Genomic DNA, 18,325 nt, shown 5'->3' with positions numbered 1-18,325 from the left:
CTAGAATTAATTTTTGTATAAAAATATATTAACATGTCAGTTTTAGGAATAAATATTATGAGCTATATTTTGAAAAATCTCATTTAGAGTAATATGCGATCGCAACACGAACCACAGGTTTTTTCTGCTGTAATTAAACATTCACAGATGGAAGGAGAATTTCTCCATGAAATGTCGAATAATTATCTGATAAATAAAACTTCTTTGAAGGATATCACTTGGGAAAATCTTTGTATTCCAGAAATGTTAATTTATGGAATGAGGATTACAGGTTTTCCTAGTTTGCAAAAAGAGACTTACGAGAATTGGATCTCGATGAACAATCAAACTTATTTATTAACTCCATTTATTACAAATCCTCAAGTAACTCTGATTTCTGAGGAAGAGTTTGACAAACTTGGAGACAAGTCTGGTTATGGATGGTCTATTTTTTATACTTTGAGTCGCCCAGGCTTTTCTCAGGATTTTTCCCAGGCATTAATTCAAATAACTGCCCATTGCCCAGCAGGGCCACCCCAATATGGGAGTTTGCTATATTTGGAAAGCACTGGCGAACAATGGGAAGTCAAGTCATCTTATGGGTTGTACAATCAATAGAAAAAATCTATTTCTGATTTACACTTGGAATCAAAACTCCATGTTTGGGACTAAATAGTAATGCCAGCAAAAATAATCCCGATACAACTAACACGATCGCAGGGCCAGAGGGCAAATTATAAAAGTAGCTGAGGTACATACCACTGATACTAGAGAAAACGCCAATTACTGCACCTAAAATCATGACTTGGTGCAAGCGTTTAACTAATAGATAAGCAGTTGCTCCTGGTGTAATTAAAAGTGATAATACAAGGATGACACCTACAGCTTTCATGCTGGCAACAATCGTTAAAGCAATCAGTAACATTAATCCAAAGTTAAGGCGATTAACCGGCAAACCCGCAGCTTGAGCGCCCAAAGGGTCAAAGGTGTAAAATAAAAGCTCTTTGTATATTAAAACAACGACTATTAAAACAACAGCAGCAATGATGGCGGTGTCGCGCACTTCGTCAACGGTAACGCCGAGAATATTGCCGAAAAGAAAGTGATTCAGGTCTATTTTGTTATCCTTTTGAATAACAGTAATGAGAGTAATACCAAGGGCAAAGAATGCTGAGAAAACTATGCCCATTGCTGCATCTTCTTTAATTGGCGATCGCGTTCTAATCCAAGCGATCGCCATTGTACTGAAAACCCCTGCAATAAATGCCCCAACAAAGATATTCGCCCCCAGCATAAAGGCGATCGCTAATCCTGGTAAAACCGAGTGACTAATAGCATCACCTAGCAATGCTAGTCGCTGCACCATCAAATAGCTGCCCACAACTGCACACAACAAACCGACTAAAATCGCAATCACAAGCGATCGCTGCATGAAACCGTACTGCAACGGTTCAATTAATGCTTGGAACATAAGGATTTATTTATACGAACCGCGAAGGAAGATGAGGGAGACGCAGAGACACGAAGAGAAGTTGCGTGCAAAGAGAAATCGCCATAGCGTAGCATTAGCGAGTCTTCTCCCAAGGGAAGACGCTACGCTTTCCGAGCGTCGGAGGGTTTCCCTCCAAGCGAACTTCTCCTATGGTCGACGCTGCGCGAACGGAGGACGCGGGGACACGGTGAGACAGCGCTGCGAGAGGGTTTCCCTCCGGAGCCACTTCTGTGCGGGGGTTCCCCCCGTTGAAGAAAGTGGCATCAGGCGACTGCGTTAGCGAGCTTGCGAGTGTCACCCGAAGACACGGGGAATAGCCATTCACTCTTGCCTATTGCCTTCTAGCAACTGACAACTGACTCTTACGCCGCATCAGAATAGTACATTACTTTACCACTATAAGCAGAATACAAGTTCTGTTCTGTGAGTACTTGTTGCCGCGAACCTGTAGCAATTAATTCGCGATTTAGTAATATTAAATCATCAAAGTGGGTAATTGATTCGCCTAAATCGTGGTTAACAACTAGCACGATTTTGTTGTCGGCGGCGAGTTCATGGAAAACTTCAAAAATCACTGATTGGGTTTTCTGATCGATGCCCACTAATGGTTCATCAAAGCAGAAAATTTCTGCTTGCTGCGCTAAAGCACGGGCTAAAAATACCCGTTGTTGCTGTCCTCCTGAAAGTTGTCCGATGGGGCGATCGCGATATTCTATCATTCCCACCCTTTCTAAGGCGTTTTTTGCTACCTGGCGGCTAACTCCTGAGAAGCTACGCAACCAACCTGTTTTCTTTACCCGTCCCATCATCACCACATCCCAGACTGTGGCGGGGTATGTCCAGTCAATTTGGCTGCGCTGTGGTACGTAGGCAACTTTCTCTAGTTGCTGCATCAAAGGTTTTCCCTGGTATAGCACATTACCGCTACTAAGGGGAACCAAGCCTAGCATCGCTTTCATCAGCGTACTTTTACCAGCACCATTGGGGCCAAAAATACCGATTAGTCGTCCTGGGTTGACGATACAGTTAACGTCCCTTAAGGCTTCTTGTGTACGATAGTGTACCCCTACATGGGCAATATTAATGCTTGCAGTTGTTGCTACTGGGCTGTCTCTGTGAGGATAAACCCGATCCAAGCTGGAATTCGCTTCTAAGGAAAAGTTAACGGCTCTCATGGTGCTATTTGTGGGAGGACAAGGTAAATAATGAAAAGAATATGAGAATAATGTACCCTAAAAAATGAGAAAAATATGAAAATAACTGTAACAAGTCTATGAGAGGAATTACTCAGTCAAAAGCTAGATATAGCTGGCAGGCTTTGGTTGTAGTTTTATTAGGACTTTGGATAGGTGGATGTACTAAAGTAGACTCTAACAGTACCTCTCGGGCGAGGGATGGCAAGCCGCGAGTAGTTGCAACTAGCACCATCCTTGCTGATTTGACTGAAGAGGTAGGGGGAGACGAAATTCAGGTAATTGGAATTCTCAAACCTGGAACCGATCCCCATGTTTACGAACCTGTACCAGCAGACAGTCGGGTTTTGGAAGAAGCCAACTTGATTTTGTATAACGGCTACAATTTGGAACCGGGAATAATTAAGTTAATGAAAGCCTCTGGTGGAAAGGCGCGGCAGTTAGCAATAGGGGAAGTAGTTAAACCTTTGCAACTTGATAAAGGCAAAGGCGAAGTGGTGCCAGATCCGCACGTTTGGGGTAGTGCAGAAAATGCGATCGCCATGGTAAATGCGATACGAGATGCTTTGATTGAGTTATCACCTGAAGATAAAGAGGAATTTACCCAAAAAGCATTGCAACTTACTAAAGAATTAAAACAGTTGCATAGCTGGACTATTCAACAAATTCAAACTATTCCCGCAGATAAACGCAAACTTGTGACAACGCACGATGCCTTTCAATATTATGGACGAGCTTACGGGATAGCGATCGCAGGTACTTTAATTGGCATCAGTACCGAAGAACAACCCAGCGCGCAAACAGTACAGCGATTGGTAGAGTCAATTAAAAAAATAGGAGTTCCGGCAATTTTTGCTGAAACTACAATTAACCCAGCTTTAATTAAAACTGTTGCCCAAGAAGCAGGGGTAACATTAGCACCACGTCAACTATACTCTGATTCAATTGGTGCAAAGGGGAGTGATGGAGATTCTTATATCAAAATGATAGAGGCAAACACCCGCACCATTGTAGAAGCATTAGGGGGTAAATATACACCGTTTCAACCAAATAAATAAATCCCGTCTCAGCCTTAGTGAATGATAGATTTATTGTTTATTAGACCATATTAGTTATTTCTCAGGAAAGAGGTTGTATGGAAATTTTCTAAATTAATATATAACTTTAGGCATGGAAATTGTATTTTAATCGCAAACTACCTCCAGAGAAAGAACGCTTTGCAGCTTGAATTTTCTAGATTGGAGGTTAGTAAATGCATAGATTTTAATTTCTGGAATAGCCATGACTAAAGAAATAGAAAAACAAAATAATCAACCAGACACTCATCAACCAGTCAGTAAAGATTGGGATTCCCAAGATGAGCCAAATGTTAAAGAGAGAAACTTAACAGCAAATCCAGGCGATCGCATTCACGAGAAATCAGAATCTGTCGAAGAAAAAGCTAAACAAGTTGCTGTAGATTCACCAGACATTACAGGCGACCACATTACAGTGCCAACTTACTTCGTCGTGGATGAACCCGATGGTGAAAAGAAAGCATTACACCATGTCAAAGATGCTGAAGAGATTTCTGATGTAATTCGGGAAGCACGAGTTGACGAAAATGGCAACCGGATTTGGTGGTAGTTTCTGCACTAGTGCAAGCAGGCAGAAAGACAGAAAGGTGAGAATATCAGCCTTTGCATAATTTATAGCCGCATAAGTACTTTTGCTATGCTTGCGCTAGTTAAGTAGAGACGTAATGGATTGCGTCTCTACATTGATACCCTCAGTTCCATTTGCTGAAAACTAAATATCCTGGCAATAAATTTAGTCAACTAATTTGAGGGTACATAATGATAGTAAATATCACCGCCGCCAAAGACTTAGGTGATTGGAATACACAAGAAATTAAAAATAAAATTTTAGAGATAGTTACAGGACGAAATGTAGAATCCCTAAAAGATAAAGTACATTTTTATCAAACCGAATTAGCACTATATTTTAAAGAATTAACTCGACGCAACCCCTTTCCAAATGTTCGCGAACAACTGCCAATTGTCGTTGGAGTTTGGATACCAATATGGTCTACCATACCTTTTCAGGATATTGTGCCAGGGAGGTTACAAGAGCAGTCTTACCAAATCTTTCATGACGATGGTTACTATGCCAATATTGCCCGCTATGCACCAGGACATCAGTCTGCTGTATGGCGAAGGTTTGCATCGAAACTACCAGCTTTCGACCTAATGGTGATGCAAAAATATTCTATTCGAGATGAGAATTGGTACATTCAGAATGTAGGCATATTTCAAGCATTGGTAAACAGAGAAAAAGCACTGACAATTGATGAGGCTGACGAGTGGTTTACAGCCATAGTCAAATCTAAATTTCAGCAACATGAGGAAAAAATAGACCTCAAGAGAGAACTCCAATTAAACAAGATAGACAGAAATACTGCCAAAAAATTTGAAAAAGCCTATTTAAACACCCCTGTTCTAGAGCATCTATATATAGATAATGACTTTCGATTAGTCAAGAGTCAACGCGAAGTTAAACAGCGACCGAGTTATACAATTGCTGTTCGCAAACGTTGAACTCACAAAATTTGTTAACATTATGCACTCAACACAAGAAAAAGTTACTAGTACTGGTACTTACAATTACTTGCTGTTTTTACCCGATGTCTTACGACAAGACACTTCGTATCAACACATCGAAGCAAAACAGCAGCTTTTACCAGCGATCGTATTTTTACACGGTGCTGGTGAGCGTGGCTCGAACTTAGAAGACGTGAAACGGCAGGGTCTCGCCAAGATTGCAGAGGAACAGCCAAATTTTCCTTTTATTGTCATCTCTCCTCAATGTCCACTAAGTCAGTCTTGGTCAGTAGAACGGTTGAGTCCGCTTTTAGATGAGGCGATCGCTTCTTATCCTATCGATCGCGATCGCATTTACCTGACAGGCTTAAGTATGGGTGGATACGGAACATGGCGTTGGGCAGCAGCTGAACCAGAACGCTTTGCAGCGATCGCGCCTATCTGCGGTGGTGACAATCCAATGAAAGCACGTAACTTGCAAAATCTTCCTGTGTGGGCATTCCACGGAGCACAAGATCGGGTTGTCCCCTTAAGAGAATCTGAAATTATGGTTTCCGCACTAAAAGATTGTGGCGGTAACGTGAAGTTTACAGTTTACCCTGAAGCTGGTCACGATTCATGGACGCAGACATACAATAATCCAGAGTTGTATGAATGGTTTTTACAGCATCGGCGGCAGTAGACTGTGGGTTAAAATATTTTTCTTTATTGGAATCGCACTAATTTACATCAGAATCTTTAGCTGTATTAGCGTTTATTTCATTCTGCATTTTTGCAATTTCATTGCTTATCTCCTCTAGTGAAAATTCTGTATTACCTGTTCATTGCCTAAGCCTTTGATATGCCTCATCTAGTGGATAATGCCTTACTTCCATTTTTCCATCTGAACCACTGAGTCCATTGATTTTGTCAGTAAATAACACGGTTTTCAACTCAGCTTCTAACTGCTCGATAGTTGGCAAATTTCCTTGTAATGGCTCTGGTAAAGTATCTTTTAACTGATATGCCGAAACACCGATTGGCTTATTCATATCTCGCAAACAAACAGTAAATTCGTATCAGAGTTTGTTGATACTAAATCTATGTTAAAAAGGCTCAACGCGAGATTTGCATTCCTTCCTGTTTCTCTTGTAACAGTTGCGATCGTAAGTTTGATAGAACCAGCCATGGCTGTTAATTTAGGAGCCGCCCAAAATTAGCGAATTCCTTCATGCAACACCAATATCAGATTCTGACGTTGCATATACTCTCCTTTTCGGTAAAATAACTTGGCAACTCAGAAAGGAACAGATTCAGGCTCATGGCTCAAGCTAATATTGGGATTATTGGTGGCAGTGGTCTATACAAAATGGATGCCCTCAAAGATATAGAAGCGGTGCAAGTCCAGACACCTTTTGGTATGCCTTCTGATGCTTTGATTTTGGGGACTTTAGATGGGACACGAGTAGCTTTTTTAGCACGTCATGGTCGCAATCATACTTTATTGCCTTCTGAGTTACCATTTCGTGCCAACATTTATGCGATGAAGCAACTAGGTGTGGAGTATTTAATCTCAGCTAGTGCTGTGGGTTCCTTGAAGGAAGAAGCTAAACCACTAGATATGGTGGTGCCAGATCAATTTATTGACAGGACGAAAAATCGAGTTTCGACCTTTTTCGGTGAAGGAATTGTAGCTCACATCGCTTTTGGCGAACCGATTTGTAAAAATTTGTCTGGAGTGCTTGCAGATGCGATCGCTTCTCTCAATTTACCAGAAGTTACTCTGCATCGCGGTGGCACATATGTGTGCATGGAAGGCCCAGCATTTTCCACTAAGGCGGAATCAAATCTTTACCGCAGTTGGGGTGCAACGATTATTGGCATGACGAATTTACCAGAGGCAAAGCTGGCTAGGGAAGCAGAAATTGCCTATGCAACTTTAGCACTGGTGACTGATTACGATTGCTGGCATCCCGACCACGATAGTGTCACGGTAGAGATGGTGATTGGTAATTTGCAGCGAAATGCAGTTAATGCTCAAAAGGTAATTCAAGAAACTGTGCGGCGGTTGAGTGAAAATCCACCGCACAGTGATGCTCATTCGGCGTTGAATTATGCAATTTTGACGCAGTTGGATAAAGCACCAGCCGCCACGAAGGAGAAGCTGGGGTTGTTGTTGCAGAAGTATTTGTAGACTTGCTCATAACTAGGCGATGAGCGAGTACATTACACCCAACGGTAGAATACCGACAAGACACGCAAAAGAAAGCCTTCTGCGTCATGGTTTTCAAGAGCTATTTGACCTTGTTGACGACATTATTGAAAATTATTCACGCAGGACTACTCAAAGTGATGGTGCTACAGTTTACATCCAGCGCACAAGAGGAAAAACAACAGAGTATAACATTGTGATTGAGGGGGAAGAAGGAATAGTTACTGGACTGTTGAAGTAGACACGCTAGTGGCTTGTCGCAAACATTGCCTCACGATGGAGAATTTAGCATTAGGTTTATGGTCAATGTTGGTCAAACCAATGTTGAAGTTAGTCGAACCTATGTTGGTGGTGAATCAGTGGTGACACTAGAAAATATTCAAAGTTTTATTTCATCACTTCAGGGGGTATTGAGAGAATTAGGTTGTAGTCAGGCTGTATTTTAAAAGGTAAATCAAAGCGGATTCCTATAAATTCTGTTTTTACATCACTTGAAAACTAAAGCTGAGACTTGCCCAATTATTCACATCTAATACATAAGATTCAGCTACTGTGCCGTTCATTTCAACTTTGGCTGCACTGACGTTATCCAAGTCTTGCAGCAAAGCTTGGGCAATTTCTAAGGGGTTTACTAAAGGCCCAATGGGCTGTTGTTCTCCTGTAGGATATTTAGCAGTTTCTAAGGCTTTGAGAGTTTCGCTAAAAGGGGAGGTGCTGAAGATGAGTTGGTGTTCGCAGTCATAAGCTGGGCCTGAAATCATCCATTCAGATCCAGTAATACTTTGTGGTAAGGTGAGGGTTTCACCGGGGGCGATAACTACTTGTTTGAGTAAAGGTTTAGTTTCTGAATTGTTTGGCTCTTGGGGAGTCTGCCAAGGGTAAAAGGCGATCGCTGTCCTGTTGTTCTTCAATCCCACCAAGATTAAATATACTGGGCGATCGCCATTATTCTGCACTCGATACTGCATCCGACTACCGATAGGCAGAATCGGAGTGCTGAGTGATTTTTGAGATTTTTTAGTTGTAGTTCCAGCGTCAAGAGTTCGCAATGTTTCGCGTTGTATCACCACACGAGGCGATATGCCGCTAATTATCTCTAGGGTTCCTTTGACTTGCAAGTGGGAAGAACCTTCATTCTCTGTGAGTCCCCATAACTTTGCTGCTAACAGGCTGGGAAATTTTGGCGCTAACCGCTGTACTGCCACTTTCACTGCTTCTCCAACCTCCCCAGCAGTATTAAAAATTAGCTCACCGCTCAAAGTAAACAAACCATAGCGACTAGGAGTTTGTGGTAGTTTGCCAAACACGTAATCAGCGGATTGTTCTTTCGCTACTACAGTAGAAACGCGGGCAATTCCAGCAAAAGCACTTGTTGCGTCTACCCGCTCAATTCTTTCGAGTCCAGTGTCTAGGGCAACTATTAAATTAATATTTCTGGGTAACACCCGAACTGCTTCTTGGCATTGTCCAATCTGTGGGGGACTTGCACCTTCAACTCTGGAAATTTCGGCTTTCGCTGTTAACCCAGTACGCGATCGCAATACTAACTGCTCTCCTGTCAATAAAGTAAGTCGAGAATTAACTCCATAGTATTCCAGCACTTTTGGAGGTAGTCCTCCCAACCACAGATTAGCTGTTCTTCCTTCTTCTTCAATTGCTATTACCGCTCCTTCTGAGCCAACGCCGTTGTCTAAGAATAGGGAGGTTACAGGTAATGTCTCTACTTCCTGTTGATTTTTCTTAGTAGTTAATAAACCTGGCTGCTGTTTGCTACCCAGCTTGTACATCGAACTTCCCACATGGGATAGGCTAACTTGAATTGTCGTTGCTGGGGTGGTTTCCCAAAGATATTGCGTTAAGGCGTAGGTAAATAATCCGGCACTAAAACCCGAAAATAGTACTTCCCTGGCGAACTGCTTCGATTTTGAAGTAGCGTATAGCACAAGAGGAGTGTTGAGGAAATTCTGAGTTTTGAGTTGTTGGAGAAAATCGAGTTCTGTTGCTGTTAGCTGAACTGCTAGAAGTTCTGGACGGGCACGAATTTTCAATCCTGTTAGCTGGACTGTGCTAAGAGCATGATAGCTGGTATCTAATATTGCTGTAATGCGGTCAGTGGAGAGCGATCGCAACAAGAGCAGTAGAGTTTCTTCTAATAAATAATTGACTATGTTCTCGTCTTGATTTTCATTGGCTGGAATCAAAGCGTTTTGCAGCGTATCTGGCGATTTTTCTAGCTGGATGCGAGTACCGTAGCCGCTGAAGTGGAAGACAACTACATCACCAGATTTAGCTTGCTTGCCCAGATGATCCAAAAAAGCCGCCTCAATGAATTCCCTACTAGCTTGTTCCTCGGTTAAGGTCAGGATATCTGAGGCTTGGAAGCCAAACCGATGAATCAACAGTTCTCTTTGTAGTTCTACATCGGTTAGACAGCCACTCAAAGATGGACTTTTTTGGTATTGATTGATGCCTACTAGTAATGCTAATTTGCGCGGGCTGGGTTGTGCTAAAGCTTGGTAATAGCGTAGGCTTTGCCCGCCGAAGGCATCGCCCAAAGTCAACCATTCAGCCTCAGTTACACCCAACACCGCGAGGATCGAGCCAATCCGTTGTAAAAAAGTCCGACGCTTCATAATTAGCCATCAGTTCTCAGCCCATCAGCTAACAGCTTAAAGGGCTGAAGTCTGTAGTGTAAAGTTAAAATTTATACTTTTTGCAATTAACAAGTTACCTTAGGCCAAGACTGGTATTTGCATTGCCCGCGCCAGTTCTGCCGCCACTTCCGGACGGGAAAATTCTGGTGGAGGTAACTCACCACGACGCAGCATTTCTCTAACTTTTGTTCCTGACAGGTGAATGCGCTCCTCTGGTTTGCTGGGACTCGTTTTAGTTGTCGCCATTTGTTTAGTGCGCGTGCAGTAGAAAGCGTGTTCAAATTTCATCGGCACGATCCCTAATTCAGCAGGCTCAAACTCATCAAAGATGTATTGAGCATCGTAAGTGCCGTAGTAGTTACCAACGCCAGCATGATCGCGTCCGACAATAAAGTGAGTACAACCGTAATTCTTGCGGACTAAAGCATGAAAAATTGCCTCACGAGGCCCAGCATAACGCATTGCCGAGGGATTAATTGCCAAAATCACCCGGTCATGGGGATAGTAGTGTTCCAGCAAAATTTCATAGCAGCGCATCCGTACATCGGCGGGAATGTCATCATCTTTCGTAGCCCCTACTAATGGGTGCAAAAATAAAGCATCCACTGTTTCCAAAGCGCACTTTTGGATATATTCATGGGCGCGATGGATGGGGTTACGAGTTTGGAAACCAACAATGGTTTTCCAGCCATTTTCGCGAAATATCTGCCGTGAGGCAGCTGGATCTATTTGGTAAGCAGGAAACTGAGGATGGGGATTGCGTTGCAATAACCAGATATCACCAGCAAGGTGTACAGAACCTTGGTTATAAACTACTTGCACGCCAGGATGGTTAGCGTCATCGGTGCGGTAGACATTGATTGCTTCGCGAGTCTTGTCGTAGTGATACTTTTGCGTGAGTTGTAAAACTCCAATAAACCGACCTGTGGGGTTATCTAGACGGATCGAGCCGCCTTCCTTGAGGGAGGAAGCTACTTCTTCTGCTACCGAAAGTGTAATCGGAATTGACCACACAAGACCGTTAGCCAACCGCATTTCTGTAACCACGCGATCGTAGTCTGCTTGGTTCATAAAACCCGTGAGTGGACTAAAACCGCCGATCGCAATCATTTCTAAATCAGAAACCGCTCGCTCATCAAGTTGCAGTCGTGGCAAAAAATCGGCTTTTGAGAGAAATTCTTCCCTTTGTTCGGGCGTGGCGATGCGATTAACTAACTGTCCACCGTGCGGTGCAATGGCATCTAGATGGTGACTCAACGTAATCCCCTCTTCTGTTTGCGTTAACTGCTATTGTTTCAGACTATGTACTAACTTATCAAAATGCTGGTACGGAGAGAAAAAATAGTTTGAAAAATAGTGTCAATTCAACCTACCACAATATTTACCTAAGAACTGCTTTCAGTGCTTTGTAATTCTAGATCTACTAATTGGGAAGAATAATGAGTTCAAAAGCTAACTTTTGGAGGTTGCAAGTGCTATCTTATCTACGTGTGCTAGCTTCAGGTTTACTGATACCACTGAGAGGATGTTTGAAAAGTCCTTTTGTTGGTAGCAAAACGTTTTAGATCCCTCTAAATCCACGACACTTGCTTCAACGCGGGCAACCCGCGCAACGCAGTGTCTCCCATTAAAAAGGGGGACTTTAAGAAGCTTTCCCCCCTTTTTAAGGGAGGCTAGGGGGGATCGACACGTGCCTAAAATCACAGCCAACCACTTTTCAAACAACCTCTGAGAGCAATTCGTCAATTAGTCAAGTTTTCGATCGAACAGCAATGCCAAGTAGACGGATTAAGACATTCTAAATATTAGACTTAACTTATACAACCAAGGGCTGTGTTGTGATACTTTAGAACAATTCAATCAAGCTCTATCTTATTTTTAAATAATTCAAGACTTGAAACAGTAAGGGACTATTATCAGTAGTAGTATGAGTATTTTGCATTGTATTGTTCAATATTAAAATGCTTTATCAGATTATCAAAAAATGCTCTTTATTTATATTCAATTTGTAGCTCATAAAATATCATTTATTTACAGACATAATGCGACAGCTTCAGAATGCTATAAAGAAGCATTATGTATAGTGAATAAAGCTGGCGATCGCTGTTCCAAAAATATAGATTTAACAGAGTAAAAATCTGACTAGCTATTTATTTAAAGATTAACAAAACTAGTTCATGATTCATTTACACCTTCACCCCAAGCATGTTTAATCCCATAGATTACGCTGATGAACAAATGGACTCAAAACAGGAAAATGAGTTACTGAAGTGGGTTCGTCAACTTGATGACGAGCATAAATTTACCTTTGTTTGGCGCGTGTTAAACGCAAATCCTTGGAAAGGATGCGAATTAGCCAAGCGATCGCAACTCAAACCCATTTTTTTGGAAGCGATCCTTGAAAAAGGACTTGTTTACGGTGATGCAAGTTCAGTGGAATGGTGGATTAAAGCAGTTTTGCCCGGTTTAGGCCATAGACGAGTACTTGAGATTATCAAAGCTCATATAGACGTTGCTCCATTGTGTCTATATAAAACGCTGTATTGGTTACCTTGGTTATACCGTAATCAATCGAAACAACTTAAAAATGAGATACTGGCGCCTCAAGTAGAATTCAATAAAAAATACCCAAACTATCAACCACGTAGAAGTATAGGAACTCATGCCTAAGACATCAAAGTTACGTTAATTTATGGAAATTTTAGTGATATGTTGAAAATATACAGATAACAAAAATCGTTTTCGGAGTCAACATATAGGGTGAATCATGGCTTTAACAACTTCAACTATGTTGCCGTTAGGCACTAAAGCACCAGATTTTAATCTACCAGAAGTAGTATCTGGAAAGACAACTTCACTTGCTACTTTTGCAGATAAAAAAGCACTATTGGTAATGTTCATTTGTCGGCATTGCCCATTTGTAAAGCACGTCCAACAAGAATTAGTGCATCTAGGAAAAGATTATTTCACAAGTGATTTAGCGATCGTTGCCATCAGTGCTAATGATGCCAAGAATTACCCAGATGATGCGCCAGAGTCGTTAAAGGCATTTGCCACAGAACTAGGGTTTACTTTTACCTTATGCTATGACGAAACTCAGGAGACAGCAAAAGCTTACACAGCAGCTTGCACTCCTGATTTTTTTGTATTTAATGAGGAACGAAAACTCGTCTATCGCGGACAATTGGATGATAGTCGTCCTAGTAATGGTAAACCCGTAACGGGTGCAGATTTACGCGCTGCTATTGACGCAGTTTTGGCGGATAAACCCGTGACAGATGAACAAAAGCCGAGTGTTGGTTGCAATATTAAGTGGAAACCAGAGAACGCACCCAGTTATTTTGGTTGATATTATATCTGTTTTGAAATGGGTGTAGGGGTGTGGGGGTGTGAGGGTATCAGGGTAAGACATTTTCATGCCCTCGTTGTAGGCAATCCCCATTGGTGTCGGGAGCATCCCACTTTTTTGTATGTCATTGCGAGCGTTAGCGTCTCGTACCCCTGCGGCAAAGCAAGCTACGCGCAGCGTCTGCAACACGAAAAGCGAAGTAATCGCCAAATCCTCCAACTACGAGCGAGTCTATGCGATTGCTACTCTGCGAGAAGGCTCTGCTTACGTCGTTTCTCCTCTCTACGAGACGCTACGCGAACGCAATGACAGCTATTCTCTCATTGCAAAATAAAAACTGGAATGTACCAATTGGTGTCTAGCTTGAAAAAGTTCTGAGTGCTTAGGAATTAGCACTTTTAAGGCAGATTGGAAAGGTTACAACAGAATTTCGAGAATCTTTGCAAGCTGTTAGGTAGTTTCCTCATATCTTTACCCAATCTTCAATTTATCAATTGGTGATTACAGTTAGTATGTATTCAGTAAGACGTAATTTTATAATATGAAATTAGCTAAAAGCATAATAAACATCTATTAGTAAATATATTAAGAAGACAAAAGCTCGATAGATAGATTATCCACAATAAAGATATAAATAAGATTTACCGCATTATCAATGGGGGCACTTGAACATTTATCTGGTGAATAGTAAGTCTATTAATATTTATGTTTTTATCTTATTAATGTGAGTTAGTATCCCGTTTTAATACCAGTTAGGTTAATTTTTCCTTATCAACATTAATAAATTTTGGAGAACAACAAAACATGATAGATGCTTGGAGGCGTTGGATTACGATCGGTAATTTAGGTTTGATAGCGGTAATACCAACGCTGATATTTTTAGCATTTCCCCATCGGGCAAATGCTGAAGATCCAGGAGCATGTTTCATGGTAACCTCCTCTGGTAGAACCATTGAATTGCCAAAGCTTTGTGGTGTTACAAAGATATCTTCAGAACCTTCAGATAAGACAGTTTTTCGGGTTCCAATCAAACGCCGCCTTGGTAGAACTCCTGTAATTGATGTCACCTTCAATGATAAAAAAACCTTTGAGATGATTGTAGATACAGGTGCAACTGGCACTGTCATTACTCAGATTATGGCAAATACGCTTGAACTCCAAGCAACAGGTATAATGAAAGCCCAAATTGCTGATGGTAGTCAAGTACAATTTCTTACTGCTAATATAAAATCTATGGCAGCGGGCGGAGTTGTAGCCAATAATCTGCAAGTGGGAATTGCCCCAAAAGCAGCTATTGGATTACTAGGTCACGATTTTTTTGGCAACTACAACATCACAATTCTAGAAACAGAAGTGGAATTTCACCATCGCTAGATTTTGACTTTATCCAGCAATAAATTTGCAGTTTCTCAAGATTGAATCTTGTATATTTAGGTAGTATTAGAGACGCACCATGGTGCGTCTCTAATAGTTTATTTAACTGGATTTTCACAGACATCAAATTTAAGGTTTGCTGAGGATGAGAATAATATGAAAAAATAAATTATGAAAAAAATATGAAAGTATTAAACGGCAAAACAAATGACTCCCCCAGAAAACAGACCTAGCTTACCAGAGGTTCACCGCAGTATTAGAATTCCCAATAGCAGCAGCTTTTGGCGCAAGATGCTGGCTTATGCAGGACCAGGGTATTTGGTTTCAGTTGGATACATGGACCCTGGAAACTGGGCAACAGATATCGCTGGAGGGTCAAAGTTTGGATACACCCTGTTAACAGTAATCTTGCTGTCGAACTTGATGGCAATATTACTGCAATCTTTGTGTGTACGTTTGGGAGTTGCTACAGGGCGAGATTTAGCGCAGGCTTGTCAGGACTATTTCAGCCGAAGAGTAAGCTTTTGTTTGTGGGTACTGTGTGAGATTGCGATCGCAGCTTGTGACTTGGCAGAACTACTGGGAAGTGCGATCGCCCTACAACTTTTATTCGGTATTCCCTTGATATGGGGTGTGTGTATCACTGCGCTAGATGTCCTGCTATTGCTATTCCTGCAAAATAAAGGCTTTCGTTATACAGAAGCCTTGGTAACAATGCTAGTGGCAACTGTAGGCATCTGTTTTACAGCAGAAATTCTGTTTTCTCGACCTGATATGGGGGGGATTTTGTTGGGATATCTGCCCAAAAGAGAAATTTTACAGAATCCAGAAATGCTCTACATCGCTATCGGCATTTTAGGGGCAACAGTGATGCCTCACAACTTATATTTACATTCATCTATTGTGCAAACCCGTGATTGGCAACCTAATACTGAAAAAAGATGGGAAGCAATTAAGTTTGGCACAATTGATTCAACTTTTGCTTTGTCATTAGCACTGTTTATCAACTCAGCGATTTTAATTGTGTCTGCTGCAACATTTCATTTTTCTGGCAATCAGAATGTTGCAGAAATTCAAGATGCTTATAAATTACTTTCACCATTGTTAGGAGTTAGTGCTGCTAGTGCTATTTTTGGCATCGCCTTACTTGCTTCTGGGCAAAGTTCAACACTGACTGCGACTTTGGCAGGACAAATTGTTATGGAAGGTTTTTTGCAATTTCGCCTTCCTTCTTGGTTACGCCGTTTAGTAACGCGTCTGCTTGCCATCATCCCAGCGTTGATTACAATCATTCTTTTTGGTGAAAATAGTACAAGCAGCCTCATAATTCTCAGTCAAGTTATCCTCAGCTTACAGTTACCTTTTGCAGTGATTCCATTGGTGATATTTACGAGTAATCGTCGCTTGATGGGTGAGTTTGTTAATCCCGTGTGGTTAAAATTTTTAGCTTGGTTAGTTGCTATTGTTATTGTTGGCTTAAATGCTTGGTTACTATTACAAAGTCTTTTGGGATGGCTGTTACAAGTTCACAGTTAAAATGCAGGAACAGATTCTTGGCAATCCAACTTCGTGTTGCAAGTTATGAAGAGGTGAAACTATGAACCATCTCAAACGAACTAAGAACTTGTTGTTCGATAATATGTTTTAACAACCCCGCAGATGCATCGATTAACAAATCGATGACTAAATTAAATCCTTCTGAACCACCGTAATAAGGATCTGGAACTTCTTCAACAGTAAATTTTGATGTAAATTCACACATCAATCGAACTTTATGATGGTATTGTCCTGTCGTATCTAAACTTAAGATATCATCGTAATTTTCTTTATCCATTGCTAATATCAAGTCAAAGTTCTCAAAATCCAATGAATGGAACTGACGAGAACATCCTTGTAAAGACATGTTTAACTTTTCCATAGCAGCGGAATTCATGCGTTGGTCAGGTGGTTCACCAACATGGTCGCTACACGTACCAGCAGAGTCACAAATAATTTGGTCGCTCAAATTATTTCGCTCAATCAAATATCTCATAATATTCTCTGCTGAGGGTGAACGGCATATGTTTCCTAAGCACACGAACAACAACTTATAAGTCATAAATATTGTTTGAATATTGTTTGATTAATCGGAGTAGCAGTAGTGGATTTTTACATTACTCTTTACTTGCCAAGTGCAAGCTACACCAGCATGAAATGTAACCAAATCGCCTTTGTGAATGTGTACTGGTTCTCCCCAAATAGGATTTACCAAAACTTCGCCTTCAAGAAAGTAACAGAGTTTATCTGCATCGTATATTTGTGCCAACTCAGATACTTCTGTTGTCCAAATAGGATAGTTAAAAATATCTAAATCTTTGAGTTCATCCTCACTTGGTTTCTGATTTACTTGAATTGCATAACAATAATGCTTTTTAATATCGCTTTTTACATACCAAGTACAAGATAAACCAGCAGCAAAAGTTACTAAATCACCTGCTCCAATCGTGACTGGAGCGCCTGAATCTGGAGTGACGATCACCTCTCCTTCCAGAAAATAGCACATTTCAGCTACTTCATAAAATGCTGGAAACTTTGATGGCTCTTTCATCCAAATAGGCCATCTATATACATCTAATTTATCAAGTTCTGTTTGAGTAGCTTGACGCTCAACTTTAATCTCCATACTCTCTTTCCCTTATCCAAAAATTATTCCTTTACACCATTTGTTCCATTGCTTGAAAAAACTACTTGTTTGACTGGTAGTTCGTATCTTTCTTCTCGGTCAAATTGTGTACTCTTATCCCAGATGTTAGTTTTACATTCCCAGTCGAACTGCAACATCAAACGTTTTAAAGGAAAATAGACCGGACAAATATCAGGCTTAAATATGGAGTCAGTGTTGCAAGCACAGCAAACAAACAAAAGCGATTCACGCTTGAAAGCATAATCCAAAAGAATGTTACATACATTCTTAAAATTGTTTCCGCTCATGCAACCGCTATCTGCAATAATGAGTCTCGAATATCTATCTAATATATCTTGACTAATTTCTAATTTAAATTCACTAACAAGAGGTATTTTGACAACCTCGATTGGTAAAGGTTTCCCTTTCCTCGACAACTTGTGTGACAAGTTAACTGCTAATATACCTGAGTATTCAGCACTTAACTGCAATATCCCTGTATTATCATTAATAAAATTTTTCTCTCTAATCTCAGCAATTATCCAATCTATAATCGCCTCTTCCCATTCTCTTGAAATTCTGAGTTGATTTGACATTACTGACACTTGTATCATTTATCTTTTTTTAAGATTCTAAAAATCATCCTAAATTTAATCTATTCCTAAAGATATCTATCTTAAGAGGTATTCGGTTATTACTGAGCATTTTATATTACATTCGTAGATGGTATAAAAAAACTCAAGTTCAAAGCATAATATAATAATTTTTTTATGCGCTTATATCTATAACATTGCGTATTGACTCTAATAAATTATCAAAGTTAATATTTACTACGAATATTTACGTAAATAT

General features: G+C 40.7%; 20 protein-coding genes and 2 pseudogenes. 13 read left to right on the top strand and 9 right to left on the bottom strand.

Features of this window, described 5'->3' with window-relative positions; all coding sequences use genetic code 11:
• Positions 1–93 precede the first annotated feature (93 nt).
• On the top strand, positions 94–597 hold the full coding sequence (locus RMY31_RS28070) for a hypothetical protein (protein WP_322657523.1): 504 nt from the start codon (positions 94–96) through the stop codon (positions 595–597).
• A 7-nt stretch (positions 598–604) separates the two neighbouring features.
• Here the strand turns inward: RMY31_RS28070 and RMY31_RS28065 are convergent, their stop codons facing one another.
• Entirely contained in the window at positions 605–1,450 is an 846-nt protein-coding gene (locus RMY31_RS28065) for a metal ABC transporter permease (protein WP_322657522.1), read from the bottom strand.
• A 383-nt stretch (positions 1,451–1,833) separates the two neighbouring features.
• Positions 1,834–2,646, bottom strand: coding sequence for a metal ABC transporter ATP-binding protein (locus tag RMY31_RS28060; RefSeq protein WP_322657521.1), 813 nt, complete (start codon positions 2,644–2,646; stop codon positions 1,834–1,836).
• A gap of 98 nt (positions 2,647–2,744) precedes the next feature.
• Between RMY31_RS28060 and RMY31_RS28055 the strand changes: the two genes are divergently transcribed.
• The 4 genes from RMY31_RS28055 to RMY31_RS28040 all read left to right on the top strand — a co-directional run bounded on the left by RMY31_RS28055 (position 2,745) and on the right by RMY31_RS28040 (position 5,925).
• The gene (locus tag RMY31_RS28055) at positions 2,745–3,722 is read left to right on the top strand and encodes a metal ABC transporter substrate-binding protein (protein WP_322657520.1); all 978 of its coding nucleotides are present in this window, start codon (positions 2,745–2,747) and stop codon (positions 3,720–3,722) included.
• A gap of 223 nt (positions 3,723–3,945) precedes the next feature.
• On the top strand, positions 3,946–4,290 hold the full coding sequence (locus tag RMY31_RS28050; protein WP_322657519.1) for a hypothetical protein: 345 nt from the start codon (positions 3,946–3,948) through the stop codon (positions 4,288–4,290).
• Between the two features lie 209 nt (positions 4,291–4,499).
• A complete protein-coding gene (locus tag RMY31_RS28045) occupies positions 4,500–5,240 on the top strand; it encodes a hypothetical protein (RefSeq protein WP_322657518.1) in 741 nt (246 codons plus the stop codon).
• Between the two features lie 22 nt (positions 5,241–5,262).
• A complete protein-coding gene (locus RMY31_RS28040) occupies positions 5,263–5,925 on the top strand; it encodes a prolyl oligopeptidase family serine peptidase (RefSeq protein WP_322657516.1) in 663 nt (220 codons plus the stop codon).
• 139 nt (positions 5,926–6,064) lie between these two features.
• Here RMY31_RS28040 and RMY31_RS28035 read toward each other — a convergent pair whose 3' ends face one another.
• Complete coding sequence (locus tag RMY31_RS28035) at positions 6,065–6,274, bottom strand: hypothetical protein (protein ID WP_322657515.1); 210 nt, start codon at positions 6,272–6,274, stop codon at positions 6,065–6,067.
• A gap of 269 nt (positions 6,275–6,543) precedes the next feature.
• Between RMY31_RS28035 and RMY31_RS28030 the strand changes: the two genes are divergently transcribed.
• The 3 genes from RMY31_RS28030 to RMY31_RS28020 are packed head-to-tail and all read left to right on the top strand — an operon-like array spanning position 6,544 to position 7,880.
• Entirely contained in the window at positions 6,544–7,416 is an 873-nt protein-coding gene (locus RMY31_RS28030; RefSeq protein ID WP_322657514.1) for an S-methyl-5'-thioadenosine phosphorylase, read from the top strand.
• Positions 7,417–7,435: 19 nt separating this feature from the next.
• A complete protein-coding gene (locus tag RMY31_RS28025) occupies positions 7,436–7,675 on the top strand; it encodes a hypothetical protein (RefSeq protein WP_322657513.1) in 240 nt (79 codons plus the stop codon).
• Positions 7,676–7,688: 13 nt separating this feature from the next.
• Positions 7,689–7,880, top strand: coding sequence for a hypothetical protein (locus RMY31_RS28020; protein ID WP_322657512.1), 192 nt, complete (start codon positions 7,689–7,691; stop codon positions 7,878–7,880).
• 36 nt (positions 7,881–7,916) lie between these two features.
• Here RMY31_RS28020 and RMY31_RS28015 read toward each other — a convergent pair whose 3' ends face one another.
• Entirely contained in the window at positions 7,917–10,067 is a 2,151-nt protein-coding gene (locus tag RMY31_RS28015) for a caspase family protein (protein ID WP_322657511.1), read from the bottom strand.
• 99 nt (positions 10,068–10,166) lie between these two features.
• Positions 10,167–11,345, bottom strand: coding sequence for a sulfate adenylyltransferase (sat, locus tag RMY31_RS28010; RefSeq protein ID WP_322657510.1), 1,179 nt, complete (start codon positions 11,343–11,345; stop codon positions 10,167–10,169).
• 948 nt (positions 11,346–12,293) lie between these two features.
• Here sat and RMY31_RS28005 point away from each other — a divergent pair.
• The 5 genes from RMY31_RS28005 (at position 12,294) to RMY31_RS27985 (ending at position 16,347) form a co-directional block, all read left to right on the top strand.
• The gene (locus RMY31_RS28005) at positions 12,294–12,758 is read left to right on the top strand and encodes a hypothetical protein (protein ID WP_322657509.1); all 465 of its coding nucleotides are present in this window, start codon (positions 12,294–12,296) and stop codon (positions 12,756–12,758) included.
• A 97-nt stretch (positions 12,759–12,855) separates the two neighbouring features.
• Positions 12,856–13,437, top strand: coding sequence for a thioredoxin family protein (locus RMY31_RS28000; protein ID WP_322657508.1), 582 nt, complete (start codon positions 12,856–12,858; stop codon positions 13,435–13,437).
• Between the two features lie 121 nt (positions 13,438–13,558).
• Complete coding sequence (locus RMY31_RS27995; protein ID WP_322657507.1) at positions 13,559–13,771, top strand: hypothetical protein; 213 nt, start codon at positions 13,559–13,561, stop codon at positions 13,769–13,771.
• A gap of 470 nt (positions 13,772–14,241) precedes the next feature.
• Positions 14,242–14,811, top strand: a complete 570-nt coding sequence (locus tag RMY31_RS27990; RefSeq protein ID WP_322657506.1) for a retropepsin-like aspartic protease — start codon at positions 14,242–14,244, stop codon at positions 14,809–14,811.
• A gap of 207 nt (positions 14,812–15,018) precedes the next feature.
• The gene (locus tag RMY31_RS27985; protein ID WP_322657505.1) at positions 15,019–16,347 is read left to right on the top strand and encodes an Nramp family divalent metal transporter; all 1,329 of its coding nucleotides are present in this window, start codon (positions 15,019–15,021) and stop codon (positions 16,345–16,347) included.
• Positions 16,348–16,390: 43 nt separating this feature from the next.
• Here the strand turns inward: RMY31_RS27985 and RMY31_RS27980 are convergent, their stop codons facing one another.
• The 4 genes and pseudogenes from RMY31_RS27980 to RMY31_RS27965 form a co-directional block, all read right to left on the bottom strand.
• Entirely contained in the window at positions 16,391–16,909 is a 519-nt protein-coding gene (locus tag RMY31_RS27980; RefSeq protein ID WP_322657504.1) for a low molecular weight protein-tyrosine-phosphatase, read from the bottom strand.
• Positions 16,910–16,933: 24 nt separating this feature from the next.
• Positions 16,934–17,155: pseudogene (locus RMY31_RS27975) on the bottom strand (cupin domain-containing protein); the annotation flags it as partial.
• Between the two features lie 51 nt (positions 17,156–17,206).
• Positions 17,207–17,473 (bottom strand): annotated as a pseudogene (locus tag RMY31_RS27970) (cupin domain-containing protein); the annotation flags it as partial.
• A gap of 23 nt (positions 17,474–17,496) precedes the next feature.
• A complete protein-coding gene (locus RMY31_RS27965; protein WP_322657503.1) occupies positions 17,497–18,069 on the bottom strand; it encodes a hypothetical protein in 573 nt (190 codons plus the stop codon).
• Positions 18,070–18,325 lie beyond the last annotated feature (256 nt).

Source organism: Dendronalium sp. ChiSLP03b (genome assembly GCF_034531165.2).
GTDB classification, from domain to species: domain Bacteria; phylum Cyanobacteriota; class Cyanobacteriia; order Cyanobacteriales; family Nostocaceae; genus Dendronalium; species Dendronalium minutum.
This window is presented reverse-complemented; position numbering and strand designations above follow the sequence as displayed.